Source organism: Citrobacter sp. CK198 (assembly GCF_030333295.1).
Lineage (GTDB): Bacteria > Pseudomonadota > Gammaproteobacteria > Enterobacterales > Enterobacteriaceae > Citrobacter_B > Citrobacter_B koseri.
Map to the genome: position 1 here is coordinate 71,458 of NZ_JAOWGE010000035.1, position 25,773 is coordinate 97,230.

General features: G+C 54.8%; 21 protein-coding genes. 11 read left to right on the forward strand and 10 right to left on the reverse strand.

Going from position 1 to position 25,773, the window contains the following annotated elements:
* The first annotated feature begins 2 nt into the window (after positions 1 to 2).
* From OGY62_RS18295 to OGY62_RS18310, 4 genes are read left to right on the forward strand one after another with little or no spacing between them, the layout of a single operon-like run.
* Entirely contained in the window at positions 3 to 635 is a 633-nt protein-coding gene (locus tag OGY62_RS18295) for a fimbrial protein (RefSeq protein WP_052194418.1), read from the forward strand.
* Positions 636 to 661: 26 nt separating this feature from the next.
* A complete protein-coding gene (locus OGY62_RS18300) occupies positions 662 to 1,228 on the forward strand; it encodes a fimbrial protein (protein WP_012134024.1) in 567 nt (188 codons plus the stop codon).
* A gap of 18 nt (positions 1,229 to 1,246) precedes the next feature.
* Entirely contained in the window at positions 1,247 to 1,855 is a 609-nt protein-coding gene (locus tag OGY62_RS18305; protein ID WP_012134025.1) for a fimbrial-like protein, read from the forward strand.
* A gap of 8 nt (positions 1,856 to 1,863) precedes the next feature.
* Positions 1,864 to 2,979: a fimbrial protein gene (locus tag OGY62_RS18310; RefSeq protein WP_199971803.1), complete on the forward strand. Its 1,116-nt coding sequence runs from the start codon at positions 1,864 to 1,866 to the stop codon at positions 2,977 to 2,979.
* Between the two features lie 55 nt (positions 2,980 to 3,034).
* On the opposite strand, the gene OGY62_RS18315 is transcribed toward OGY62_RS18310, so the two are convergent.
* The 3 genes from OGY62_RS18315 to OGY62_RS18325 all read right to left on the reverse strand — a co-directional run bounded on the left by OGY62_RS18315 (position 3,035) and on the right by OGY62_RS18325 (position 5,271).
* Positions 3,035 to 3,475 (reverse strand): PTS sugar transporter subunit IIA, encoded by a 441-nt coding sequence (locus OGY62_RS18315; RefSeq protein WP_012134027.1) that lies wholly within the window; start codon positions 3,473 to 3,475, stop codon positions 3,035 to 3,037.
* Positions 3,476 to 3,577: 102 nt separating this feature from the next.
* The gene (locus OGY62_RS18320; protein WP_012134028.1) at positions 3,578 to 4,348 is read right to left on the reverse strand and encodes an ABC transporter permease; all 771 of its coding nucleotides are present in this window, start codon (positions 4,346 to 4,348) and stop codon (positions 3,578 to 3,580) included.
* Entirely contained in the window at positions 4,345 to 5,271 is a 927-nt protein-coding gene (locus OGY62_RS18325) for an ABC transporter ATP-binding protein (protein WP_104869070.1), read from the reverse strand. Before OGY62_RS18325 ends, OGY62_RS18320 begins: the two co-directional genes overlap by 4 nt.
* A gap of 232 nt (positions 5,272 to 5,503) precedes the next feature.
* Here OGY62_RS18325 and can point away from each other — a divergent pair, with 232 nt between their 5' ends.
* A complete protein-coding gene (gene can, locus OGY62_RS18330; RefSeq protein WP_012134030.1) occupies positions 5,504 to 6,166 on the forward strand; it encodes a carbonate dehydratase in 663 nt (220 codons plus the stop codon).
* 86 nt (positions 6,167 to 6,252) lie between these two features.
* On the opposite strand, the gene hpt is transcribed toward can, so the two are convergent.
* The gene (hpt, locus tag OGY62_RS18335; RefSeq protein ID WP_024130701.1) at positions 6,253 to 6,789 is read right to left on the reverse strand and encodes a hypoxanthine phosphoribosyltransferase; all 537 of its coding nucleotides are present in this window, start codon (positions 6,787 to 6,789) and stop codon (positions 6,253 to 6,255) included.
* 205 nt (positions 6,790 to 6,994) lie between these two features.
* Here hpt and OGY62_RS18340 point away from each other — a divergent pair, with 205 nt between their 5' ends.
* A complete protein-coding gene (locus OGY62_RS18340; protein ID WP_115615121.1) occupies positions 6,995 to 9,385 on the forward strand; it encodes a glucose/quinate/shikimate family membrane-bound PQQ-dependent dehydrogenase in 2,391 nt (796 codons plus the stop codon).
* Positions 9,386 to 9,644: 259 nt separating this feature from the next.
* On the opposite strand, the gene cueO is transcribed toward OGY62_RS18340, so the two are convergent.
* The gene (cueO, locus tag OGY62_RS18345) at positions 9,645 to 11,195 is read right to left on the reverse strand and encodes a multicopper oxidase CueO (RefSeq protein ID WP_286460381.1); all 1,551 of its coding nucleotides are present in this window, start codon (positions 11,193 to 11,195) and stop codon (positions 9,645 to 9,647) included.
* Between the two features lie 167 nt (positions 11,196 to 11,362).
* Here cueO and OGY62_RS18350 point away from each other — a divergent pair, with 167 nt between their 5' ends.
* The 3 genes from OGY62_RS18350 (at position 11,363) to speD (ending at position 13,505) form a co-directional block, all read left to right on the forward strand.
* A complete protein-coding gene (locus OGY62_RS18350) occupies positions 11,363 to 11,710 on the forward strand; it encodes a YacC family pilotin-like protein (RefSeq protein ID WP_012134034.1) in 348 nt (115 codons plus the stop codon).
* Positions 11,711 to 11,828: 118 nt separating this feature from the next.
* Positions 11,829 to 12,695 (forward strand): polyamine aminopropyltransferase, encoded by an 867-nt coding sequence (gene speE / locus OGY62_RS18355; protein WP_012134036.1) that lies wholly within the window; start codon positions 11,829 to 11,831, stop codon positions 12,693 to 12,695.
* Positions 12,696 to 12,710: 15 nt separating this feature from the next.
* Positions 12,711 to 13,505 carry an adenosylmethionine decarboxylase gene (gene speD, locus OGY62_RS18360; RefSeq protein WP_012134037.1) on the forward strand — a complete coding sequence of 265 codons (795 nt, stop codon included), beginning with the start codon at positions 12,711 to 12,713 and terminating at the stop codon, positions 13,503 to 13,505.
* A gap of 33 nt (positions 13,506 to 13,538) precedes the next feature.
* On the opposite strand, the gene yacL is transcribed toward speD, so the two are convergent.
* Both yacL and acnB read right to left on the reverse strand, forming a co-directional pair.
* Positions 13,539 to 13,901, reverse strand: coding sequence for a protein YacL (gene yacL, locus OGY62_RS18365; protein ID WP_012134038.1), 363 nt, complete (start codon positions 13,899 to 13,901; stop codon positions 13,539 to 13,541).
* A gap of 176 nt (positions 13,902 to 14,077) precedes the next feature.
* Complete coding sequence (acnB, locus tag OGY62_RS18370) at positions 14,078 to 16,675, reverse strand: bifunctional aconitate hydratase 2/2-methylisocitrate dehydratase (RefSeq protein ID WP_286460382.1); 2,598 nt, start codon at positions 16,673 to 16,675, stop codon at positions 14,078 to 14,080.
* A gap of 400 nt (positions 16,676 to 17,075) precedes the next feature.
* Between acnB and OGY62_RS18375 the strand changes: the two genes are divergently transcribed.
* Positions 17,076 to 18,617 (forward strand): DUF3300 domain-containing protein, encoded by a 1,542-nt coding sequence (locus OGY62_RS18375; protein ID WP_286460383.1) that lies wholly within the window; start codon positions 17,076 to 17,078, stop codon positions 18,615 to 18,617.
* A gap of 12 nt (positions 18,618 to 18,629) precedes the next feature.
* Positions 18,630 to 19,421: a DUF2950 family protein gene (locus OGY62_RS18380; protein ID WP_200053659.1), complete on the forward strand. Its 792-nt coding sequence runs from the start codon at positions 18,630 to 18,632 to the stop codon at positions 19,419 to 19,421.
* A gap of 125 nt (positions 19,422 to 19,546) precedes the next feature.
* Here the strand turns inward: OGY62_RS18380 and lpdA are convergent, their stop codons facing one another.
* The 3 genes from lpdA to aceE all read right to left on the reverse strand — a co-directional run bounded on the left by lpdA (position 19,547) and on the right by aceE (position 25,741).
* On the reverse strand, positions 19,547 to 20,971 hold the full coding sequence (gene lpdA, locus OGY62_RS18385; RefSeq protein WP_047463778.1) for a dihydrolipoyl dehydrogenase: 1,425 nt from the start codon (positions 20,969 to 20,971) through the stop codon (positions 19,547 to 19,549).
* Positions 20,972 to 21,173: 202 nt separating this feature from the next.
* Positions 21,174 to 23,063: a pyruvate dehydrogenase complex dihydrolipoyllysine-residue acetyltransferase gene (aceF, locus tag OGY62_RS18390; RefSeq protein WP_286460384.1), complete on the reverse strand. Its 1,890-nt coding sequence runs from the start codon at positions 23,061 to 23,063 to the stop codon at positions 21,174 to 21,176.
* A gap of 14 nt (positions 23,064 to 23,077) precedes the next feature.
* Complete coding sequence (aceE, locus tag OGY62_RS18395; RefSeq protein ID WP_012134048.1) at positions 23,078 to 25,741, reverse strand: pyruvate dehydrogenase (acetyl-transferring), homodimeric type; 2,664 nt, start codon at positions 25,739 to 25,741, stop codon at positions 23,078 to 23,080.
* Between the last annotated feature and the right edge of the window lie 32 nt (positions 25,742 to 25,773).

Genomic DNA, 25,773 nt, shown 5'->3' on the forward strand with positions numbered 1-25,773 from the left:
TAATGACTTTAAAAAGTAATAAATATCTCCGCAGTTTACCTGTCGCTATGTTAGCGCTGGCGGTGTGTTCATCCGTTCATGCAGACAACGGCGACAGCATCGACATTACCTTCCGAGCCAATATCCGGGACACAACCTGTGATATGACGATTAATGACTCGGACAGTAGCTCCACCATCATCATCGGCGCCGACGGCAAAGTGTCGCTGGGCGATATCATTAAATACCAGACCAGCGAGACAGCGTCAGGGCCAACGATGGCGCAATTCGCCCTGAAAATTAAAAACTGCCCGGAATCCGTAACCGGAATTAAAGCCTCCATCAGCGGCACGACCTCCGGTTACGACGGCGGTACGCCGAAAACCATCCTCCTCCCCGGTACGGGTGAGACAGGCCCCACCGGGATTGGCCTGAAATTCTCTCGTGTCAGTGCGCCAACCAGCTATTTTGCTATTTTTGCCAACGAAACGGAGACCTCAGATAACGATGCCGAGGTGATTAAATGGAGTCCTGCTGAAATAGACAGCAAACAGGTCGACCTTGTGGCGCGTCTGGTGACGACAAGGATCTCCGGTACAACCCCGGCGGTTGGCGCCTTCCAGGCAACAGCAACCTTTAACTTTAGCTATGAATAATTCCTGCGATATAACGGAGCATCATAATGAAATCTAATTCTCTTTTTCTCGCGCTGGCGGTAGCTGGTGGATTATTCAGCGGCCTGACCCACGCCGCCCCGGTGACAGGCACCAATCAGTTGCAGGCTATCTTTACCACTGAGATCCTCCCTGGCACCTGTAACACCCAGGTGACGGATGCAGATGGCCCGACCAGCACGATTGACTTCGGCGATCTGTATAAGAACGAAGTCGGTACGCGTACCGAATCCTTTAATATCGCACTGACCGAATGCGCGGGCGTGTTAACCACAACCGTGGCGGCTCAGCCAGGGGCGGGCAATACCTGTTCCGGCGACTCCTACGCGACAACAGGCGCCACGAATACCGCCGTTGAGATCTGGGAAACCGCCGCAGACTCAGGCACCCAGTTAGCCTGCCAGACGGGCAACCCTTCGAATGTACTGACGCATTCGTTTGGTTCGAAGAATATGAACCAGAGCTACACCTATCCTCTGGTGGCTCGCTGGGTCGTTGCGAACGGTAAAACAGCCGCTGATATCACAACAGGTGAAGCGACGTCGCTTATCACCTTTTTAGTCACCTACCAGTAATGTAGCCAGCGGGCAACTATGCGACAGACACTATTTTTTATGCGATTTACTTTCGCCCTGCTGGTGGGCCTGGCAGGACTGTGGCCTGTCGTCAGTCAGGCTGACGACAGCGGAATGGACGTCAATTTTAAGGCGAAGATTCTGGCCAATACCTGCCAAGTAAGCCTGGAAAATGGCGGTAATGTCGAGTTGCCAACCGTCACGCGCAGTTGGTTTTACAATACGGACAACAGCGATCGCCTGCGGCCGGAAACGGACGCTGGCGGTACAACGTTTACCATTCAGGTTGTCAACTGCGACGTGCCGCCAGCAGGAAGCGAAGGAAGCCAGCAGCTTCATTTTCGATTTGAACCGCAATTCGGTATAAACCCCGACAACAGCCAGGTATTTATCAATAACGCGGTCAGCGATCAGGCCAGAAATGTCGGTGTGGTTGTTTTTTCCGCCACACACCACACGAACGTATTGAATAGCGATGGCAGTTCCGACGTAGCGTATGACCTTAGCGGGCAAGCGGCACCGCTCTTTCCAGCAGATTATGTGTTTTACGCCCGCTACCAGAACACGGGCGATGTCGGCAACGGACTGGTGACCAGCAATGTGGTGGTCAATGTAACCTATCAGTAAAGGGATTTATGATGAAATTACGCTATTTACTGCCGCTATTATTTTGCGTGCTCTCCATTTCCACCAGGCAAGCGTTAGCAGACACCGCATGTCATTTTACGACACAGCAGGCCAGTATACCTGCTTTCTGGACTGCCAGAACGCTCATCGGCCCCATCGGAGGCATCGATACGCCGCTCATCATTATGAACCCTCAGTCTATGGAGGGTGATTTCCCTTTATTCCAGGGAGCGGCGCCCATCACATGCGGAGGTAGTGGGAGCAATGCCGTAACGTTGACCGGCCCTACCGACGCCAATTTGTGGGATCAATATACCACTCAGGGGTCAGATGGCCCTACCGGGCTGCTCAAAACCTCGATTCCCGGCATTGTTTACACCTATTCCGTGAGGTGTATCGGGAACTGCCACAACGGCAACAACACTAACGATCTGGATTTAAACCTGCCGCTGCCCGGAGGAACGTCAACCTTCCCAAGCCATGGCGATGCCCCCTGGACGGGGCCTAGCGCAACACGCAACTGGGATATCTTCGTCACGATGTATCAGACGCCAGACTACCACCCCCGAAATGGTCAGACGGACGGGAACGCGCTGCCAGGGAAAATCGGTACTCTGCACATAGGAGATGCCGGGCAAAACGATCTCGACCTTATGATGAGTGGAGCATCGATGGCGTTTTCCGTCATGGAGCCGACCTGCCAGGGAATGGGGATAAATAATGACGAATACGATCGGGACGTGGATTTTGGCGACTTTTACCGTTCCGATTTCGAAAAAACGGGCGAGTCGGTAGAAAAGCCGTTTACGTTTAACTTATTCCGCTGCTCATTGACGACCGTTACTGTCACCCTGACCGGCAATCATGGCGCAGACAATACGATTCTCACCAACTCTTCAGGGAGCGCCGAGGGCGTGGGCGTAAAAATTCGTTCCATTATCAATAACAACACACAAACAATGAAGGTAGACGGTTCGGAGCGTGTCGGTATCACCTACAGCGGAAATCGTGAGTGGTATCATGAATCTATTGGTCTGGATTTCACCGGGCAGTTAATCAAAATCGGTACAATTAAAGCCGGCACTTTTGAAACCGTCGGTACTTTCACCCTCAGCTACGAATAACGTTCCCTGCGGCTGACTGCCTGTCAGCCGCATCATCGCCTCCACGAATTGACCGTCAGTACGCGTACAAATCATGCTTCAGCACAAAAGGCGGATTTTTTTGCTGTTGATGCCAGAGACTGGTGACATCGGGCGCGCCGAGGGAAACAATGGTGTCACGGAACGCCGCGCTGCTCATGGATTCCCGTGCGGCAAGCATTTCTTCAAGCAATGAATACGTCACACCGGCAATCACTTCGCAGCCGGAATGTTTATGGCTCATCAGCGACGCCACACGATAAGGTGCGGCGCCGGACGTGTCCGTTAAAAAGATCACCCCATCGCCGGAATCCGCCTGGTGTAATGCTTCACACATCATACGGCTGAGCATATTGGTACTCAGACCGCGCCAGAAGTTCACCGCCCGGCACTGCGCCAGCGGGCCATGTTTTTCTTCCAGACGATCCTGTAGCTCCTGCGCGCGATCGTCATGACAGGTAATCACCCAACCCAACATAGCCTACCTCCTTAGCAAGCAAGTAGTTTATCAGTGTGATAAATGAGTAAGGGTGATAAACGTCAAAGTCTGCCCCTCCCCCGGCGGAGGAGAGGAAAAACATTACGTGCGCAAGCCGCGTCCGCGCTGGATTAAGTACCAGCACAGCAGGTAAAACGCCAGGATAAACACGGCCAGCACGCCGAACGTAGTGACCAGAGGTACATCGTGAATGCCCAGGAAACCATAGCGGAAGCCGCTGATCATGTAGACAATCGGGTTCAGATGCGACAATCCTTGCCAGAACGGCGGTAGCAGCGTCAGGGAATAAAACACCCCACCCAGGTAGGTGAGCGGCGTCAGCACGAACGTCGGGATCAGGCTGATATCATCAAAGGTTTTCGCAAAGACCGAGTTCAGCAGCCCTGCCAGCGAAAACAGCACCGCCGTCAGCACCAGCGTTAACGCCACGAACACCCAGGAGTGTACCTGGAACGGCACAAAGAACAGCGAAATCACCGTAACCAGAACCCCTACGCACAGCCCGCGCGCCACGCCGCCGCCAATATATCCGACGATAATGACGTGCGTCGGGACAGGCGCCACCAGCAGCTCTTCAATGTTGCGCTGGAATTTGGCGCTAAAGAAGGATGAGGCCACATTGGCATATGCGTTGGTGATCACCGCCATCATGATTAAGCCCGGCACGATAAACTGCATATAGCTAAAACCGTGCATCTCGCCAATGCGTGAGCCGATCAGATTACCGAAGATAATAAAATAGAGCGTCATGGTGATGACCGGCGGCACCAGCGTCTGCACCCAGATACGCATAAAGCGGTTAATCTCTTTCGCCCAGATGCTTTTCAGCGCGACCCAATACAGCTGCATCATCCGCGATCTCCTTTTTTATCATGCACCAGAGAGACAAACAGTTCTTCCAGGCGGTTTGCCTTGTTACGCATACTGAGAACCTGAACGCCCTGGCTGCTCAGTTGCGAAAAGACGCTATTGATGCCCTGCTCCCGCAATACTTCGACCTCCAGCGTCGAGGTATCCACCAGACGGTACTGATAGCCTTCCAGCCTCGGCAGCGGGCTTTTCGCCGCCAGATCGAGAATAAACGTCTCGGATTTCAGCTTAGAGAGCAGATTTTTCATCGAGGTGTTTTCCACCAGCGCGCCGTGCTGAATGATACCGATGTTGCGACACAGCATTTCCGCTTCTTCAAGATAGTGCGTCGTCAGGATAATCGTGGTGCCTTTGTCGTTTAAATCCTTCAAAAAGCCCCACATTGAGCGGCGAAGTTCAATATCCACCCCCGCGGTGGGTTCATCCAGAATCAACAGTTTCGGCTCATGCATCAGCGCCCGGGCGATCATCAAACGACGCTTCATCCCGCCGGAGAGCATACGCGCGCGTTCGTTACGTTTTTCCCACAGATCGAGTTGTCTCAGGTACTTTTCGCTGCGCGCAACGGCTTCTTTACGCTCAACGCCGTAGTACCCCGCCTGATTGACGACGATCTGCTGGACGGTTTCAAACGGGTTGAAGTTAAATTCCTGCGGCACCAGGCCAAGCTGGCGTTTGGCGTTGACCACATCTTTTTCAAGGTCGTAGCCAAAGACGCAGACGCGCCCGGAGGTTTTGTTAACCAGCGAGCTGATAATGCCAATGGTGGTTGATTTCCCCGCCCCGTTTGGCCCCAGAAGCGCATAAAAATCACCCGCTTCAACCTGCAAATCGATCCCACGGAGCGCCTGAACGCCGCCCGGATACGTTTTTTTAAGTTGCTGAAGTTCCAGTGCAATGGTCATGAATTTTTACTTACCTTACGTTCTTACACTTTATTTACACTCTAAATAATTCGAGTTGCAGGAAGGCGGCAACGCAGTGAATCCCCGGAAGCTTACACCAGTAAGTGACCGGGGTGAGCGAGGAAGCCAACGCACCTGCAACGTGAAGAATGACGAGTATATGGTTTAAATAATCCCGGAGTTGCCCTATATTAGCCCAACGCACTTATTTGGTTACAGGTCGTTAACCTCCATGAAAGACATAGATACACTCATCAGCAACAATGCACTATGGTCAAAAATGCTGGTGGAAGAGGACCCCGGATTTTTTGAGAAACTGGCGCAAGCGCAAAAACCGCGCTTTCTATGGATTGGATGTTCCGACAGCCGCGTTCCCGCAGAACGTTTAACCGGCCTTGAGCCGGGCGAATTATTTGTTCACCGCAATGTTGCCAACCTGGTCATTCACACCGATCTCAACTGCCTATCCGTGGTGCAGTATGCCGTCGATGTACTGGAAGTTGAACACATTATTATTTGTGGTCACTACGGTTGTGGCGGCGTCCAGGCGGCTGTTGAAAACCCGGAACTGGGGTTAATTAACAACTGGTTGCTGCACATTCGCGATATCTGGTTCAAACATAGCTCATTACTCGGAGAAATGCCGCAGGAGCGTCGAATCGATACCCTGTGCGAGCTGAACGTGATGGAACAGGTATACAACCTGGGCCACTCAACCATCATGCAGTCCGCGTGGAAACGCGGTCAGAAAGTGACGATTCACGGCTGGGCCTACGGTATTCACGACGGCCTGCTGCGCGATCTGGAAGTCACGGCGACCAACCGTGAAACGCTGGAACAGCGCTATCGTCGGGGGGTTTCAAACCTCAGCAAAAAGCATATTAACCACAAGTAAACGTGTATTGCCGGGTGGCGGCTACGCCTTACCCGGCCTACATTTCTACGGATATAGCACCTGTAGCGCCATCCGGCACAACGTTCTTACTCGTCCAGCAGCACCACTTTACCAACATACGGCAGATGGCGATAACGCTGAGCATAGTCGATGCCGTAACCCACAACGAACTCATCCGGGATCGAGAAACCGATAAACTCAACCGGGACGTCAACCTCACGGCGAGACGGCTTATCCAGCAGCGTACAAATCGCCAGAGACTTTGGCTCACGCAGGCTCAGGATTTCCCGCACTTTCGACAGCGTATTCCCGGAATCGATAATATCTTCGACAATCAGCACATCCTTGCCACGGATATCTTCATCCAGGTCCTTGAGAATTTTCACATCGCGAGTGGTGGACATGCCGCTACCGTAGCTGGAGGCGGTCATAAAATCGACTTCATGAGACACCTGTACCTCGCGGCACAGATCCGCCATAAACATAAATGAGCCACGCAGCAGACCTACCAGCACCATGTCACTGCCGCTGTCTTTATAACGTTCAGTAATTTGACGACCCAGTTCGGCAATGCGCGCTTTGATCTCCGCTTCGGGGATCATTACTTCTACAGTATGTTTCATATCTCTAACCATATGATTTAAAAACAAATCACTTCATGCCTGCTCTTGATAAGACAGCATCGAAGCGCAAGGCACGCAGTATACCAGCAAAAGTATTTATTCGCGGCATCTGTTAATAAAGCTCATTTTGTGATGACGATCACACTTGTTAAATCCTATAATTAATTGCTACTAAAAAATTAACAAATTGAGATGGTATCTTTTTATGGCAAATAACAACGCAAAAGCGCCACGGCTTCTCGTGACGCTGACAGCCCTCTTCGCTGCACTCTGCGGGCTGTATCTGCTGATCGGCGGCGGCTGGCTGGTCGCCATCGGCGGCTCCTGGTACTACCCGATTGCGGGCATCGTCATGCTTGGCGTCGCCGGGCTATTGTGGCGCAGCAAGCGTTCCGCGCTGTGGCTGTATGCCGCCCTGCTCCTCGCCACTATGATCTGGGGCGTGTGGGAAGTCGGCTTCGACTTCTGGGCGCTAACCCCGCGTAGCGACATTCTGGTCTTCTTCGGCATCTGGCTGATTTTACCGTTTGTCTGGCATCGCCTGAGCGTCCCTTCCGGCGGCGCTGTCAGCGCACTGGTGGTTGCCCTGCTGATAAGCGGCGGCATCCTCACCTGGGCTGGCTTCAACGACCCGCAAGAGATCAACGGTACGCTAAGCGCGGACGCGGTGCCTGCCGAACCGATCTCTCCGGTTGCGGACCAGGACTGGCCTGCCTATGGCCGCAATCAGGAAGGGCAGCGCTACTCTCCGCTGAAGCAGATCACGGCTGATAACGTCCACAACCTGAAAGAGGCGTGGGTGTTCCGTACCGGCGATCTGAAGCAGCCGAACGATCCGGGTGAAATCACCAACGAAGTGACCCCGATTAAAGTCGGCGATACGCTGTATCTGTGTACCGCCCACCAGCGTCTGTTCGCGCTGGACGCGGCGAGCGGGAAAGAGAAGTGGCATTTCGACCCGCAGCTCAATACCGATCCCAGCTTCCAGCATGTCACCTGCCGTGGCGTCTCCTATCATGAAGCCACGACCGATAACGCCTCGCCGGATGTCGTTTCAGACTGCCCGCGCCGCATTATTCTGCCGGTGAACGATGGCCGTATTTTCGCCCTCAACGCGGACAACGGCAAGCTGTGCGAATCCTTTGCCAACAACGGCATTCTGAACCTGCAAACCAATATGCCGGTCACTACGCCGGGCATGTATGAACCCACATCACCTCCGGTCGTGACCGACAAGGTGATCGTCATTGCAGGCGCCGTCACCGATAACTTCTCTACCCGCGAGCCGTCCGGGGTTATTCGCGGCTTTGACGTGAACAGCGGTAAACTGCTGTGGGCATTCGATCCCGGTGCGAAAGACCCGAACGCGATCCCGTCGGATGAGCACCACTTCACGCCAAACTCGCCAAACTCCTGGGCGCCAGCCGCGTATGACGCGAAGCTGGATCTGGTCTATCTGCCGATGGGCGTCACCACCCCGGATATCTGGGGCGGCAACCGTACGCCAGAGCAGGAGCGCTATGCCAGCTCGATCCTGGCGCTCAATGCAACGACCGGTAAACTGGCCTGGAGCTATCAGACCGTTCATCACGATCTGTGGGATATGGATATGCCGTCCCAGCCGACGCTGGCGGATATCACCGTGAAAGGGCAAACCGTTCCGGTCATCTACGCCCCGGCAAAAACCGGTAATATTTTCGTGCTGGACCGTCGCAATGGTCAGCTTGTGGTGCCTGCCCCGGAAAAACCGGTACCGCAGGGCGCGGCCAAAGGGGATTACGTCACCAAAACGCAGCCGTTCTCTGATTTGAGCTTCCGTCCGACGAAAGACCTGACCGGTGCGGATATGTGGGGCGCCACCATGTTCGATCAGCTGGTGTGCCGCGTGATGTTCCATCAGATGCGTTATGAAGGGATCTTTACCCCGCCATCAGAAAAAGGCACGCTGGTCTTCCCGGGCAACCTCGGTATGTTCGAATGGGGCGGCATTTCCGTCGACCCGAACCGTCAGGTGGCGATTGCCAACCCGATGGCGCTGCCGTTTGTCTCTAAACTGATCCCACGCGGCCCGGGTAATCCGATGGAGCCGCCGGAAGATGCCAAAGGCACCGGTTCGGAATCGGGTATTCAGCCGCAGTATGGCGTACCGTATGGCGTGACGCTGAATCCGTTCCTGTCGCCGTTTGGTCTGCCGTGTAAACAGCCTGCCTGGGGCTACATCTCCGCGCTGGATCTGAAAACCAACGAAGTTGTCTGGAAAAAACGTATTGGTACGCCGCAGGACAGCATGCCGTTCCCGATGCCGTTTAAAGTGCCGTTCAATATGGGGATGCCAATGCTGGGCGGCCCAATCTCTACCGCTGGCAACGTGCTGTTTATTGCCGCGACCGCAGATAACTACCTGCGCGCTTACAACATGAGCAATGGTGAAAAACTGTGGGAAGGCCGTCTGCCCGCAGGCGGTCAGGCAACGCCGATGACGTATGAAGTCAACGGTAAGCAGTACGTCGTGATTTCCGCCGGGGGGCACGGTTCGTTCGGGACGAAGATGGGAGACTATATTGTCGCGTACGCTCTGCCTGACGACGCGCAGTAACGTTTATGCCGGATGGCGGCTTCGCCTTATCCGGCCTACAGGATGCTCATTTTACTGTAGGCCGGATAAGCGTCAGCGCCATCCGGCATGTTTATACCGTAAAACCGAAACTGTAGGCCGGATAAGCGCCAGCGCCATCCGGCATGTTTATACCGTAAAACCGAAACTGTAGGCCGGATAAGCGCCAGCGCCATCCGGCATGTTTATACCGTAAAACCGAGACTGTAGGCCGGATAAGCGCTAGCGCCATCCGGCATGTTTATACCGTAAAGCCAAGCATCATGCCTGTATCTTCATGCTCCAGCAGATGGCAGTGCGCCATGTAAGCATGTTCTTGCGATGCCTCGTGATCAAACTTCACCAGCACCTCGCTGATCCCGCCTTCAACCCGCACCGTATCCTTCCAGCCTGCGCGATGCGCCGCCGGAGCGCTGCCGTTTTCCGACAGGATGCGGAACTGCGTACCATGAATATGGAACGGATGCAGCATCATGTCGCCTTCGCCGGAAATAACCCAGCGCTCATACTGCTCTTTGGCGGCGGCAAACATCGGTGTCGTCATATCAAACGCCTGGCCGTTGATCTTATTGGCATTGTGGAAATCGAACTTCCCGCCGTGGTTCATATGCCCACCACTACCGTGATTCATATGCCCCATCATCTGCCCATGATCCATTCCCGCCATCGCCCGATCGCCATACTTTTGCATCAGCATCTGCATACCCATCATGTCGAGCATCGGGTCCATCGACAGTTGCAGTTTTCGCTGCGTCAGGCCATCAAGAGAAGGCAATGCAGGCATCGTGGTCAGCGTATCCGGCAAAGTGCCGGAGGCCGTGACCGCCAGCGGCTGAATATGCATAACCGGGTGCGGTTTATCAAACGGCGCGATCGTCATCCCCATCTGGCTGACGGGCAGCGTCATCAACTCAAACGCTTTGCCGTCGCTGATGTCGATAAGCACTTCGAAACGCTCCCCCATTAACATGGGCAGTGCGTTTACCTTCACCGGCTCCGCCAGCAGGCCGCCATCGCTGGCGATAACATACAGCGGGCGGTTGTCGCTGGTGGCGATGTTCAGTGAACGCGCGTTGCAGCCATTCAGCAGGCGCAGACGCAGCCAGCCTTTTGGCGCAGCATGTTGCGGATAAATCGCCCCGTTGGTCAGCAGCGTGTCGCCAAACCACCCGACGGCGGCGGTCATCATATCCAGCTGATAATTGATTTGTCCGTCAGGGGAAAACTGTTTGTCCTGAATAATCACCGGCACATCGTCTATCCCCCACTGTTTCGGCAGGAGCAGTTTGCCAATGTCTTCATCTTCAATCAGTACCAGGCCCGCCAGTCCCATCGCCACCTGACGACCGGTTTTCCCATGCTGATGAGGGTGGAACCAGCAGGTTGCCGCACGCTGTTCAGGCGTGAAGGTGACGGAGCGCTTGCCGCCCGCCGCAATCACCCCCTGCGGGCCGCCGTCCACCTCGCCGGGAACTTCCAGCCCATGCCAGTGCAGCGTCGTCTCCTCGGCAAGCTGGTTATGAATATCCACGGTAATACGCTGACCTTTGCGCAGCTTAAGCGCCGGCCCGAGTAGCGTGCCGTTGTAACCCCAGGTCGTTGCCGTTTTACCCGCGAAGGTCGACTGTCCGGCTTTGACAATCAGCGAAATGTGATTGCGTGCGTCGGCGGTTAAAAGATCGGGAATGGGTAACGCGGGACGTTCCGCAGCAAACACGGCGCGGCTCCACAACGGCAGTGCCGATGCGACCCCAAGCGCCACAGAATATTTTAAGAAATCACGACGTTGCATAATCACTTCCTTATTTTCAACCGGCGGGACGCAGTCTGACCTTTGAGCATAGACCCTCCCCTTACGGGAAGGTCAAGTCACAGACGCCCGTCGGATACAATAATAAATGTCGTCGCCTCGCCCGCAGTGTGCTAACGTTTAATTTCCGTGATGCAGTGGTAGAAGCAATGAAGACGTTTTTCAGAACAGTGTTGTTCGGCAGCCTGATGGCCGTATGCGCAAACAGCTATGCGCTCAGTGAATCCGAAGCCGAAGATATGGCAGATTTAACGGCGGTGTTCGTCTTTCTGAAAAATGACTGCGGCTACCAGAATCTCCCGAACGGTCAGATTCGTCGCGCACTGGTCTTTTTTGCCCAGCAAAACCAGTGGGACCTCAGCAATTACGACTCCTTCGACATGAAATCCCTCGGTGAAGACAGCTACCGCGATCTGAGCGGCATCGGTATTCCCGTCGCCAAAAAATGCAAAGCGCTGGCGCGCGATTCCCTGAGTTTGCTGGCCTACGTAAAATAACTCGCGTTATACCCAACGGATACCTTATTGCTGAAATAATGACCGTGCATCATCGGTCATTGTTAGCTATTATGTTGCGCCCATTTTTTACGGGTGTTAACAATGGAGGTATCAGCCAATGGCCGAAAATACGAAGTGGCATGAAACGCTACACGACCAGTTTGGTCAGTACTTTGCCGTGGACAACGTGCTGTATCACGAGAAAACCGATCACCAGGATCTGATTATTTTCGAGAACGCCGCGTTTGGCCGCGTAATGGCGCTGGACGGCGTGGTGCAAACCACCGAGCGCGATGAGTTTATCTATCACGAGATGATGACCCACGTTCCGCTGCTGGCACACGGCCACGCGAAACATGTGCTGATCATCGGCGGCGGCGACGGCGCAATGCTGCGTGAAGTAACACGGCATAAAAATGTCGAAACGATCACGATGGTGGAGATCGACGCAGGCGTGGTCTCTTTCTGCCGTCAGTATCTGCCGAATCACAACGCAGGCAGCTATGACGATCCGCGTTTTAATCTGGTGATCGACGATGGCGTTAACTTCGTGAATCAGACCAGCCAGACCTTTGATGTGATCATCTCCGACTGTACCGATCCGATCGGCCCCGGCGAGAGTCTGTTCACCTCAACCTTCTATGAAGGTTGCAAGCGCTGTCTGAATCCTGGCGGGATCTTTGTCGCACAGAACGGCGTCTGCTTCCTGCAACAGGATGAAGCCATTGACAGCCACCGCAAGCTCAGCCATTACTTTGGCGATGTCAGCTTCTACCAGGCAGCCATTCCGACCTACTACGGCGGCATTATGACCTTCGCGTGGGCGACGGACAATGACGCGCTGCGCCACCTGTCAACCGAGATTATTCAGGCGCGTTTCCATACCTCCGGCCTGAAATGCCGTTACTACAATCCGTCTGTTCACACGGCAGCTTTTGCCTTACCTCAGTATTTGCAAGACGCGCTCGCAACACCGTCGTCCTAAGGAGAAGATAAGAAATTGAAAAAACTGAAACTGCATGGCTTTAATAATCTGACCAAAAGTCTGAGTTTTTGTATTTACGATATCTGCTACGCCAAAACCGCAGAAGAGCGCGATGGTTACATTGCCTATATCGATGAACTCTATAACGCCAATCGCCTGACGGAAATTCTGTCAGAGACGTGCTCCATCATCGGCGCGAATATCCTGAATATCGCCCGCCAGGATTATGAACCCCAGGGCGCCAGCGTCACTATTCTGGTAAGCGAAGAGCCGGTCGACCCACAGCTTATCGACAAAACAGAGCATCCCGGCCCGCTGCCCGAGGCCGTCGTCGCCCATCTGGATAAGAGCCATATCTGCGTGCATACCTACCCGGAAAGCCACCCGGAAGGCGGATTGTGCACCTTCCGCGCCGACATTGAAGTTTCGACCTGCGGCGTGATTTCCCCGCTGAAGGCGCTGAATTACCTGATCCACCAGTTAGAGTCCGATATCGTCACCATCGACTACCGCGTACGTGGGTTTACCCGCGACGTCAACGGCATGAAACACTTTATCGATCATGAGATTAATTCCATTCAGAACTTTATGTCCGACGACATGAAGTCGCTGTATGACATGGTGGATGTGAACGTGTATCAGGAAAATATCTTCCATACCAAGATGCTGCTTAAAGAGTTCGATCTTAAGCACTACATGTTCCACACTAAACCGGAAGATCTGACGGAAACCGAGCGCAAAGAGATTACCGCTGCGCTGTGGAAAGAGATGCGCGAGATTTACTACGGCCGCAATATCCCTGCGGTATAAGCGTAACGGCGGAGCACGGAGGCTCCACCGTATTTAGCGTTGTTGAATGAAATGACGGTAAGCCGCAACAACCTGAAGAAAGTCCTCCACGCCGCAGAGCGATAAGCTCTCTTCGTCGTAGTAGTTCATCCCCTCTTCCATTTCGTCGCCGGTAAACTCCAGTTGATTAGCGCGAACCATCACCTCTTCGCCATCCATCCAGAGCGTATATTCATGTCCCGCCCGTTGCCAGGAACGCTCACTGCCCTTTAGCGCACGCGCCGCTTGTTCCACTTCATCAAGCAAGGCCAGGTTCTCTTTCACTTCTTCGTTAAACCAGTGCCCCACCACCTCGTGGCCCATGGACATTCGCACTTTTACCACTCCGGTAATATCGCGCAGAAATTCGTAATCCATAATGTGTTCCTCTGCTCCCGGCAATGCGCCATTACCGCATTGCGCCCATGCTGTAATTATCGCAGCACAACGGAAGAAAAAAAGCGGAACGGGCGGAAGGAATAGAAATAAAAATGCCCGGTGACGCAAGGTTCACCGGGCATTGATGCGTTTTTACGCAGAACAGGTCGGAGCCGTTACACCGCGGTCTGGAAAATCACGCCGTCGGCTTTCTCGGTGTACTGGGAAAGCTGATCGAAGTTCAGATAACGGTAGGTATCCACGGAGGTTTTATCCACCTGCGCAACGTAGGTCTGGTACTCTTCCGGCGTCGGCAGTTTGCCGATCAGCGCCGCAACCGCCGCCAGTTCCGCAGAAGCCAGATAGACATTCGCCCCGGTTCCCAGACGGTTCGGGAAGTTACGGGTTGAGGTAGAAACAACCGTCGCCCCGTCAGCCACACGCGCCTGGTTCCCCATGCACAGTGAACAGCCTGGAATTTCAATCCGCGCGCCGCTCTTACCAAAGACGCTATAGTAGCCCTCTTCGGTCAACTGCTCGGCATCCATACGGGTTGGCGGCGCCACCCACAGGCGGGTCGGCAGCTGGCCTTTGTGCGCATCCAGCAGTTTACCTGCCGCACGGAAGTGACCGATGTTGGTCATACAGGAACCGATAAAGACTTCGTCAATCTTCTCGCCCTGCACATCAGACAGCAGACGCGCATCGTCAGGATCGTTCGGCGCGCAGAGGATCGGCTCTTTGATATCAGCCAGATCGATCTCGATCACCGCCGCATAATCGGCATCCGCGTCCGCTTCCAGCAACTGCGGGTCCGCCAGCCATTTTTCCATGCCCTGAATACGGCGCTCCAGGGTGCGGCGATCGCCGTAACCTTCCGCGATCATCCACTTCAGCAGAACGATGTTGGAGTTCAGGTACTCGATGATCGGCTCTTTGTTGAGCTTAATGGTACAGCCTGCCGCAGAACGCTCCGCAGAGGCATCGGTCAGCTCAAACGCCTGTTCCACTTTCAGGTCCGGCAACCCTTCGATTTCCAGAATGCGGCCAGAGAAGATGTTTTTCTTACCTTTCTTCTCAACGGTCAGCAGACCCTGTTTGATCGCGTACAGCGGGATCGCGTGTACCAGATCGCGCAGGGTGATACCCGGCTGCATTTTGCCTTTGAAGCGCACCAGCACTGATTCCGGCATATCCAGCGGCATGACGCCGGTCGCCGCCGCAAATGCCACCAGGCCAGAACCCGCCGGGAAGGAGATGCCAATCGGGAAACGGGTATGGGAGTCGCCGCCGGTACCAACGGTATCCGGCAGCAGCATACGGTTCAGCCAGGAGTGGATTACGCCATCGCCCGGACGCAGAGAGACGCCGCCACGGTTCATGATGAAATCCGGCAGCGTGTGGTGCGTAGTTACGTCAACCGGCTTCGGATACGCCGCAGTATGGCAGAAAGACTGCATCACCAGGTCAGACGAGAAGCCCAGGCACGCCAGGTCTTTCAGTTCGTCACGGGTCATTGGGCCAGTGGTATCCTGAGAGCCTACGGAGGTCATTTTCGGTTCGCAGTAAGCGCCCGGACGGATACCGGCAACACCGCAGGCGCGGCCCACCATCTTCTGCGCCAGCGAGTAGCCGCGAGCGCTTTCCGCCACGTCTTTCGCCTGACGGAACACATCGCTGTGCGGCAGACCCAGCGCTTCACGCGCTTTGGTGGTCAGGCCGCGACCGATGATCAGCGGAATACGACCGCCCGCGCGCACTTCGTCGATCAGCACGTCGGTTTTCAGTTCAAAGCTCGCCAGCAGTTCGCCGGTTTCGTGATGGCGGACTTCACCTTTGTACGGGTAAACGTCAATCACATCGCCCATGTTCAGGTTATTCACGTCCACTTCAATGGGCAGCGCGCCCGCATCTTCCATCGTGTTAAAGAAGATAGGCGCAATTTTGCCGCCAAGACACAGACCGCCGCCGCGTTTGTTCGGCACATTCGGGATGTCATCGCCCATGAACCACAACACGGAGTTGGTGGCGGATTTACGCGAAGAACCGGTGCCGACAACGTCGCCCACGTAGGCTAACGGATAGCCTTTTTGCTGCAACGCTTCGATCTGTTTGATCGGCCCCACCACGCCAGGCTGATCCGGCTCAATGCCTTCACGGGCGTTTTTCAGCATCGCCAGCGCGTGCAGCGGAATGTCCGGGCGGGACCAGGCATCTGGCGCCGGAGAGAGGTCGTCGGTGTTGGTTTCACCGGTCACTTTAAAGACGGTAACGGTGATTTTTTCAGCCAGAGCAGGACGGTTCAGGAACCATTCGGCATCGGCCCAGGACTGCATCACCTGCTTCGCGTATTCGTTGCCCGCTTTGGCTTTTTCTTCTACATCGTAGAAGTTGTCGAACATCAGCAGGGTATGGGACAGCGCTTTAGCGGCAATCGGCGCCAGTTTGGCATCGTCCAGCGCGTCGATCAGCGGATGAATGTTGTAACCACCCTGCATGGTGCCCAGCAGTTCAATGGCTTTTTCTGGAGTAACCAGCGGGGAGGTAGTGTCGCCTTTCGCGACGGCAGCGAGAAAGCCCGCTTTTACATAGGCGGCTTCATCGACGCCAGGGGGAACACGGTTGATTAACAGGTCTAACAGGAATTCTTCTTCGCCCACAGGCGGGGTCTTCAGCAGCTCGACAAGTGCGGCCATTTGGGTTGCATCTAAGGGTTTGGGCACAATCCCAAGGGCGGCACGCTCAGCTACGTGCTTACGGTATTCTTCTAGCACGACGGTTCTCCTCGCTCTCATTGTCATAGTGCGGCGCTTTTGTATATGGGCGATTCTCTTCACGCTCCTGTGAGACAGCAGTTTGTAGGGTAAATGCCCGATACCGCAACGGGCAGAATAGCAGGATTTTAGTGGGGTGTTAATCTGTTTACAAAAAAGCAACATAAAAAAGTGGCTGAATCGTTACGCATGGTCTATTGCCCTTCGCCTTTCCAGGAAAGAGACATTTTCCCCTGCAACGTTTGCTCACATTATTTCGAACGCTAATCATCACCTGACGGTAGCGATCCCAATATTAGTCAAAAATTAAACTCCCGCCGCCCTATACTCACGCAACACCGCACCCGCTGGCGGCAGGCATAATGACCATGACGATTCTTCAGGAATCGGGAGAGATAAAATGACGTTGCCCTTTAAGCCCCATGTAATTGCGCTGGTATGCAGCGCAGGGTTATTTGCCGCTTCGGGTGTGTTGTATGTAAAAAGCCGCACGCCCGAAGCCCCGCTTCAACCCGCGCCCGTCGCCGTGCAGCCGCAGCCGACCGCCGCCGCGGAACCTGAAGCAAAAGCCGCGTTTACCGCAGCGCAAATCGATCAATGGGTCGCCCCGATAGCGCTCTACCCTGACTCGCTGCTTTCTCAGGTGCTGATGGCCGCCACCTATCCGGCGAACGTGGTTCAGGCAGTGCAGTGGTCGCATGACAACCCAACCCTGCAAGGCGATGCGGCAATACAGGCCGTCTCCGGTCAGCCCTGGGACCCGAGCGTGAAATCACTGGTGGCGTTTCCCCAGTTGATGGCGCTGATGGGCGAAAACCCAACGTGGGTGCAAAACCTTGGCGACGCTTTTCTGGCCCAGCCGCAGGACGTCATGGACGCGGTGCAACGGTTGCGTTTACTGGCGCAGCAAACCGGCTCGCTGAAATCCACGCCGCAGCAAACGGTCAGCAGCACGCCGAAGCAGAGCGCCGCAGCTAACGTACAAAGCACGACGCCGACGGTGATCAAAATTGAGCCCGCCGATCCACAGGTCGTCTATGTTCCCAACTATAATCCCGCGACCGTTTACGGCGCCTGGCCGAACACCGCTTACCCGCCCGTGTATCTGCCGCCGCCTCCCGGACAGCAATTCGCCGACAGTTTCGTGAAAGGCTTTGGTTATAGCCTCGGCGTCGCCACCACCTACGCATTGTTCAGCAGCATCGACTGGGACGATCATCATCATCACCACGACGATGACCATCACCACCACGATGATAACGACCATCACGGCGGCAATGGCTACCAGCACAACGGGGATAACATCAATATCAATGTGAATAACTTCAATCACATTACCGGGCAAAATCTCAAAGGGCAGACAATGGCCTGGCAGCACAACCCGGCGTATCGCAACGGCGTGCCCTATCAGAACAACGCGGTGTCCCAACGTTTTCATCAAACCGATGTCAGCGGCGGGTTAAGCGCTACTCAACAGACGCCAGCCTCCCGCGACGGCCAGCGTCAGGCGGCGATGGCGCAATTCCAGCAGCATAGCCACGCGTCTCCCGCCACGCGAACCCAACCGCCTGGCGCGACGTCCCGCGATGCTCAGCGCAAAGCGGCCTCGCAGCAGCTAAACCAGATTGCCCAGCGGAATAACTATCGCGGCTACGACACCCGGCAAAACAGCGTTCACAGGGAGTCGGTTCAGTCACATTCACTGTCACAGCAGCAACGGGAGACCGTTCACCAGCGCGTCGCATCCGCCACGCCGCAGCAGCGTCAGACCTTCCGGCAGAACCATGCCAATGTGTTCAGCGGTAACGACAGCCGTTCGCCCTCCTGGCAATCTCAGCAGCAGCGCGGCCAGCAGAGTCGTCACGTCGGCAATCTCAATACTGAACAGCGTGCCGCTGCGCGTGAACACCTTTCCGAGCGCCATGAATTTCGCCGTCGTTAACCGGAGTCGATGATGAAAAAAATCCTGTTAAGCACCCTGCTGCTGTCGTTGCCGTTATTGAGCTACGCGCAACAACGTTTCCCTTCGCCTGATGACGCGGCAACGGCGTTCGCGACCGCAGTCGCCACGCAAAACGAGGCGCAGTTGACTGCGCTATTGGGCGATAACTGGCGACAGTTTCTGCCGCAGGAAGGCGCCGATCCCGAAGCCGTTGCCCGCTTTAACCGCGACTGGAAAATCAGCCACCGTATCGTGCAGCAAGGCGATACCGCGCACCTGAACGTCGGGCGCGACGAGTGGCAACTGCCTGTACCGATGATGAAAGATGCTGATGGCTGGCATTTTGATATGGCGGCCGCACAGGACGAGATCCTCACCCGCGCCATCGGCCGCAATGAACTGTCGGCGATAGAAGCGATGCGCGCCTATGTGGATGCCCAATACGATTACTGGCAACGCAAACAGAGGTTCGCGACAAAACTCATCAGTAGCAAAGGTCAGCAGGATGGACTGTACTGGCCGGCACAACCCGGCGAGATGCCCAGCCCGTTAGGCCCGGCATTCAGTCCTTCGGCACCCGGTGAGGGTTATCACGGCTACCATTTCCGCATTATTCCCGATAGCGAAAAGGACGGTTTCGCCCTGCTGGCCTGGCCGGTAATTTGGGGGAAGACGGGCGTCATGAGCTTTATGGTGAATCAGGACGATAAGGTGTATCAGGCGAACCTGGGAAAAGAGACGGAGAAGAACGTCGCGACAATCAATAAATTCAATGCCGATGCCCACTGGCAGACCGTTGAGTAAAAGCGGTTATCAAAGATTACAGGCCGGATAAGGCGTTGATGCCGCCATCCGGCAAAACCCGGGTCAGGATTTGCCCCAATAAAAAAGCGGCCGCTAAGCCGCTTTTTCTTTATCCACTCAGAAGATTATTTCTTCTTCGCTTTCGGGTTCGGCAGGTCGGTGATGCTGCCTTCGAACACTTCGGCTGCCAGGCCAACGGACTCGTGCAGAGTCGGGTGAGCGTGGATAGTCAGCGCGATGTCTTCAGCATCACAGCCCATCTCGATCGCCAGACCGATTTCGCCCAGCAGCTCGCCGCCGTTGGTGCCGACAATCGCACCACCGATAACACGGTGAGATTCTTTGTCGAAAATCAGCTTGGTCATACCGTCTGCGCAGTCAGAAGCGATAGCACGGCCAGATGCAGCCCACGGGAAGGTGGCGGTTTCGTAGCTGATGCCTTTCTCTTTCGCTTCTTTCTCCGTCAGACCTACCCATGCAACTTCTGGCTCAGTGTAGGCGATGGACGGAATAACTTTCGGATCGAAGTAGTGTTTCTTACCGGCGATAACTTCAGCGGCAACGTGACCTTCGTGAACACCTTTGTGCGCCAGCATCGGCTGACCGACGATATCGCCGATAGCAAAGATGTGCGGTACGTTAGTGCGCAGCTGTTTGTCTACGCGGATGAAGCCACGGTCGTCAACTTCTACGCCAGCCTTGCCAGCATCGAGGTTTTTACCGTTCGGCACACGGCCGATAGCCACCAGCACCGCATCGTAACGCTGTGCTTCTGCTGGTGCTTTTTTGCCTTCCATGGAAACGTAAATACCGTCTTCTTTCGCTTCAACGGCAGTCACTTTGGTTTCCAGCATCAGGTTGAATTTCTTGCCGATGCGTTTGGTGAAGACTTTAACGATGTCTTTGTCAGCCGCCGGGATAACCTGGTCGAACATTTCAACCACGTCGATCTCTGAACCCAGCGCATGGTACACCGTACCCATTTCCAGACCGATGATACCGCCGCCCATAACCAGCAGACGTTTCGGTACGGATTTCAGTTCCAGTGCGTCGGTGGAGTCCCAGACGCGCGGATCTTCGTGCGGAATAAACGGCAGTTGGATCGGACGGGAACCTGCTGCGATAATCGCGTTGTCGAAGTTGATCACGGTTTTGCCGTTCTCGCCTTCCACTTCCAGGGTGTTGGCCCCGGTGAATTTACCCAGACCGTTTACCACTTTCACTTTACGGCCTTTCGCCATGCCAGCCAGACCGCCGGTCAGCTGAGTGATAACTTTCTCTTTCCAGGTACGAATTTTGTCGATATCGGTTTTCGGCTCGCCAAAAACGATACCGTGTTCAGCCAGTGCTTTGGCTTCTTCGATAACTTTTGCTACGTGCAGAAGAGCTTTAGAAGGGATACAGCCGACGTTCAGACAAACACCGCCGAGGGTGTTGTAACGTTCTACGATTACGGTTTCCAGACCTAAATCAGCGCAACGGAAGGCAGCAGAGTAACCTGCCGGGCCTGCCCCAAGTACCACGACCTGAGTTTTGATTTCAGTACTCATCATGACCTCTTAATTTATTCCCGGCGATCCCTGGTCTTGTCGCCCATCATCCACCGGGTCGTTCTATCCGCCCGTATTTTACAAAATTGTTAACAATTTTGAAACAACAAACGGCAACCGATTTGTCTTTCGCACGATAACCTCACTCACTTCATGAGATTACCAGAAAAAAGCCGGCCGTCAGGCCGACTTTTTTGCTTGCTTACATCACCAGACGGCGAATGTCAGACAGCGTGTTGTTGATGATGGTGATAAAGCGAGCACCATCAGCACCGTCAATCACGCGGTGGTCGAAGGAGAGAGAAATCGGCATCATCAGACGCGGAGTAAACTCTTTACCATTCCACACCGGTTCCATTGCGGACTTAGAAACGCCGAGGATAGCCACTTCCGGCGCGTTCACAATCGGCGCGAAGTGGGTGGTGCCCAGGCCACCGATGCTGGAGATAGTGAAGCAACCGCCCTGCATTTCGCCAGCGGTCAGCTTACCATCACGCGCTTTCTTAGAGATGGTCGTCAGTTCACGGGACAGCTCAGTAATGCTCTTCTTGTTCACATCTTTGAACACCGGAACAACCAGACCGTTCGGCGTGTCGACCGCGACACCAATGTTGATGTACTTCTTCAACGTCAGGCGCTGACCGTCTTCAGACAGAGAGCTGTTGAAGCGCGGCATCTGTTCCAGAGCAGCGGCAACGGCTTTCATGATGAAGACCACTGGCGTGAATTTCACGTCCAGCTTACGTTTTTCAGCTTCCGCATTCTGCTGCTTACGGAACGATTCCAGATCGGTGATATCCGTTTTGTCGAAGTGCGTAACGTGCGGGATCATCACCCAGTTACGGCTCAGGTTAGCACCAGAGATTTTCTGGATGCGGCCCAGTTCAACTTCTTCCACTTCACCAAACTTGCTGAAGTCCACTTTCGGCCACGGCAGCAGACCTGGCAGAGAACCGCCGGTTGCGCCCGCTGGCGCGGATTCAGCGCGCTTGATAGCGTCTTTCACGTAAGCCTGAACGTCTTCGCGCAGGATACGACCTTTACGGCCAGTACCCTTCACTTTCGCCAGGTTAACGCCGAACTCGCGCGCCAGGCGGCGAATCAGCGGGGTCGCGTGAACGTAAGCGTCATTTTCAGCAAACTCAGATTTGCCTTCCGCTTTTGCCGCAGGCGCAGCAGCCGGTTTAGCGGCCTGAGCAGGTGCAGCGGCAGGTGCCGGAGCAGCAGCCGGAGCCGCGGCAGGGGCAGCGCCTTCCACTTCGAAGACCATAATCAGAGAGCCGGTAGACACTTTGTCGCCAACGTTAACTTTCAGCTCTTTAACCACGCCCGCGAACGGAGCCGGCACTTCCATAGAGGCCTTGTCGCCTTCTACGGTGATCAGCGACTGTTCAGCTTCAACTTTATCGCCGACTTTAACCATCACTTCGGTGACTTCAACTTCGTCGCCGCCGATGTCCGGTACGTTAACGTCTTTCGCGCCAGCCGCTGCTGCCGGAGCCGCCGCTGCTAGTGCTGCCGCCTGAGCGGGCGCAGCAGCAGGCGCAGCGCCCGCCACTTCGAAGACCATGATCAGAGAGCCGGTAGACACTTTATCGCCAGCGTTGACTTTGATCTCTTTAACCGTACCCGCGAACGGCGCCGGCACTTCCATAGAGGCTTTGTCGCCTTCTACGGTGATCAGCGACTGCTCAGCCGCAACGGTGTCGCCCACTTTCACCAGGATCTCGGTGACTTCAACTTCGTCGCCGCCGATATCTGGTACGTGTACGTCTTTCGCTGCCGCAGCAGCAGGAGCGGCTGCCGGAGCGGCTTCTTTCTTCTCTTCTGCCGGAGCAGGCGCAGCGTCAGCTGCACCGTCGGCGGAATCGAAAATCATGATAAGTGCGCCCGTCGCGGTTTTGTCGCCAACAGAGACTTTAATCTCTTTAACGACGCCCGCCTGCGGCGATGGAACTTCCATAGAGGCCTTGTCGCCTTCTACGGTGATCAGCGACTGTTCAGCTTCAACTTTGTCGCCCACTTTGACCAGGATCTCGGTGATTTCAACTTCATCAGCCCCGATGTCCGGTACGTTGATTTCGATAGCCATTATTCTTTTACCTCTTACGCCAGACGCGGGTTAACTTTATCTGCATCGATGTTGAATTTGGTGATGGCTTCCGCTACCACTTTCTTATCGATTTCGCCACGTTTAGCCAGCTCGCCCAGAGCCGCAACAACCACATAAGATGCATCCACTTCGAAGTGGTGACGCAGGTTCTCACGGCTGTCAGAGCGGCCGAAACCGTCAGTACCCAGTACGCGGTAATCATCAGCCGGTACATAAGTACGAACCTGCTCGGCGAACAGTTTCATATAGTCAGTCGATGCCACTGCCGGCGCGTCGTTCATTACCTGAGCAATGTACGGAACGCGTGGAGTTTCCAGCGGGTGCAGCATGTTCCAGCGCTCACAATCCTGGCCATCACGCGCCAGTTCAGTGAAGGAGGTGACGCTGTAAACGTCAGAACCTACGCCGTAATCTTTCGCCAGGATCTCTGCTGCTTCACGAACGTGACGCAGGATAGAACCGGAGCCCAGCAGCTGAACTTTACCTTTCTTACCTTCGAGGGTTTCGAGTTTGTAGATACCTTTACGGATACCTTCCTCAGCACCTTCCGGCATGGCTGGCATGTGGTAGTTTTCATTCAGCGTGGTGATGTAGTAGTAAACGTTCTCTTGTTTCTCACCGTACATACGCTCCAGACCATCGTGCATGATGACCGCAACTTCGTACGCGTAAGACGGATCGTAAGAGATACAGTTCGGGATAGTCAGAGACTGAATGTGGCTGTGACCATCTTCGTGCTGCAAACCTTCGCCGTTCAGCGTCGTACGACCGGAAGTACCACCGATCAGGAAGCCGCGCGCCTGTTGGTCACCTGCTGCCCAGCACAGGTCGCCGATACGCTGGAACCCGAACATGGAGTAGTAGATGTAGAACGGGATCATCGGCAGGTTGTTGGTGCTGTAAGAGGTCGCAGCGGCCAGCCAGGAAGAACCTGCGCCCAGCTCGTTGATGCCTTCCTGCAAAATCTGACCTTTCTCGTCTTCTTTGTAGTAAGCAACCTGCTCACGGTCCTGCGGGGTGTACTGCTGGCCGTTCGGGCTGTAAATACCGATCTGACGGAACAGACCTTCCATACCGAAAGTACGCGCTTCGTCAGCGATGATCGGAACCAGACGATCTTTGATCGACTTGTTCTTCAGCATCACGTTCAGGGCACGAACGAAAGCGATAGTGGTGGAGATCTCTTTGTTCTGCTCTTCCAGCAGCGCGCCGAAGTCTTCCAGGGTCGGCAGTTCCAGCTTCTCAGTGAAGTTCGGCTGGCGGCTCGGCAGGTAGCCGTGCAGTTTCTGACGCTGTGCGTGCAGATAAGTGTGCTCTTCAGAACCTTCCGGGAAGGTAATGTACGGCAGTTTTTCGATGTCAGCATCGGATACCGGCACGTTGAAACGATCGCGGACGTAACGAACGCCGTCCATGTTCATTTTCTTAACCTGGTGCGCGATGTTTTTACCTTCGGCAGTGTCACCCATGCCATAACCTTTGATGGTATGGGCCAGGATTACTGTTGCTTTGCCTTTGGTTTCCTGCGCTTTTTTCAGTGCAGCGTAGACTTTCTTCGGATCGTGACCACCACGGTTCAGTGCCCAGATCTGCTCATCAGTCCAGTCAGCAACCAGGGCTGCGGTTTCTGGATATTTACCGAAGAAGTGCTCACGTACGTAAGCGCCATCTTTGGATTTGAAGGTCTGGTAGTCGCCGTCAACGGTTTCGTTCATCAGTTGGATCAGTTTACCGCTGGTGTCTTTACGCAGCAGCTCATCCCAACGACCGCCCCACATCACTTTGATCACGTTCCAGCCAGCGCCGTCAAAGATGCCTTCCAGTTCGTTAACGATTTTGCCGTTACCGGTTACCGGGCCGTCCAGACGTTGCAGGTTACAGTTGATGATGAAGACCAGGTTGTCCAGTTTCTCACGGGTGGCGATGGTGATAGCCCCTTTGGATTCCGGCTCGTCCATCTCGCCGTCGCCCAGGAAAGCGTAAACGGTCTGTTTGGACGTGTCTTTCAGACCACGGTGTTCCAGATATTTCAGGAATTTAGCCTGGTAGATCGCACCGATTGGCCCCAGACCCATAGATACGGTCGGGAACTGCCAGAATTCCGGCATCAGTTTCGGGTGCGGGTAGGAAGAAAGGCCTTTGCCATGAACTTCCTGACGGAAGTTGTCCATCTGCTCTTCAGTCAGACGGCCTTCCAGGAATGCGCGTGCATACACGCCCGGGGAGATGTGGCCCTGGAAGTATACCAGGTCGCCGCCATCCTGCTCATTGCGTGCGCGGAAGAAGTGGTTGAAGCAAACATCATAAACAGTTGCGGAAGACTGGAAGGAAGCCATGTGGCCACCCAGTTCGAGGTCTTTTTTAGACGCACGCAGTACGGTCATGATGGCGTTCCAGCGGATAGCTGAACGGATACGACGCTCCAGTTCCAGATTGCCCGGGTATTCCGGTTCATCTTCAACGGCAATAGTGTTTACATAGTTGCTAGCCCCTGCACCTGCCGCTACTTTCACGCCGCCTTTGCGGGCTTCAGAAAGAAGCTGGTCAATCAGATACTGAGCACGCTCAACACCTTCTTCACGGATGACCGATTCGATCGCCTGTAGCCAGTCGCGAGTTTCGATCGGATCCACGTCATTTGGGAAACGTTCTGACATGGGGGTATTCCTTATCTATCTAATACGTTGAT

Bases quoted from the DNA above. Each gene is read 5' to 3' on its own strand.
- OGY62_RS18295 (WP_052194418.1), top strand. From the start codon at position 3: ATGACTTTAAAAAGTAATAAATATCTCCGCAGTTTACCTGTCGCTATG.
- OGY62_RS18300 (WP_012134024.1), top strand. From the start codon at position 662: ATGAAATCTAATTCTCTTTTTCTCGCGCTGGCGGTAGCTGGTGGATTA.
- OGY62_RS18305 (WP_012134025.1), top strand. From the start codon at position 1,247: ATGCGACAGACACTATTTTTTATGCGATTTACTTTCGCCCTGCTGGTG.
- OGY62_RS18310 (WP_199971803.1), top strand. From the start codon at position 1,864: ATGATGAAATTACGCTATTTACTGCCGCTATTATTTTGCGTGCTCTCC.
- OGY62_RS18315 (WP_012134027.1), bottom strand. From the start codon at position 3,475: ATGTTGGGTTGGGTGATTACCTGTCATGACGATCGCGCGCAGGAGCTA.
- OGY62_RS18320 (WP_012134028.1), bottom strand. From the start codon at position 4,348: ATGATGCAGCTGTATTGGGTCGCGCTGAAAAGCATCTGGGCGAAAGAG.
- OGY62_RS18325 (WP_104869070.1), bottom strand. From the start codon at position 5,271: ATGACCATTGCACTGGAACTTCAGCAACTTAAAAAAACGTATCCGGGC.
- can (WP_012134030.1), top strand. From the start codon at position 5,504: ATGAAAGACATAGATACACTCATCAGCAACAATGCACTATGGTCAAAA.
- hpt (WP_024130701.1), bottom strand. From the start codon at position 6,789: ATGAAACATACTGTAGAAGTAATGATCCCCGAAGCGGAGATCAAAGCG.
- OGY62_RS18340 (WP_115615121.1), top strand. From the start codon at position 6,995: ATGGCAAATAACAACGCAAAAGCGCCACGGCTTCTCGTGACGCTGACA.
- cueO (WP_286460381.1), bottom strand. From the start codon at position 11,195: ATGCAACGTCGTGATTTCTTAAAATATTCTGTGGCGCTTGGGGTCGCA.
- OGY62_RS18350 (WP_012134034.1), top strand. From the start codon at position 11,363: ATGAAGACGTTTTTCAGAACAGTGTTGTTCGGCAGCCTGATGGCCGTA.
- speE (WP_012134036.1), top strand. From the start codon at position 11,829: ATGGCCGAAAATACGAAGTGGCATGAAACGCTACACGACCAGTTTGGT.
- yacL (WP_012134038.1), bottom strand. From the start codon at position 13,901: ATGGATTACGAATTTCTGCGCGATATTACCGGAGTGGTAAAAGTGCGA.
- OGY62_RS18375 (WP_286460383.1), top strand. From the start codon at position 17,076: ATGACGTTGCCCTTTAAGCCCCATGTAATTGCGCTGGTATGCAGCGCA.
- OGY62_RS18380 (WP_200053659.1), top strand. From the start codon at position 18,630: ATGAAAAAAATCCTGTTAAGCACCCTGCTGCTGTCGTTGCCGTTATTG.
- lpdA (WP_047463778.1), bottom strand. From the start codon at position 20,971: ATGAGTACTGAAATCAAAACTCAGGTCGTGGTACTTGGGGCAGGCCCG.
- aceF (WP_286460384.1), bottom strand. From the start codon at position 23,063: ATGGCTATCGAAATCAACGTACCGGACATCGGGGCTGATGAAGTTGAA.
- aceE (WP_012134048.1), bottom strand. From the start codon at position 25,741: ATGTCAGAACGTTTCCCAAATGACGTGGATCCGATCGAAACTCGCGAC.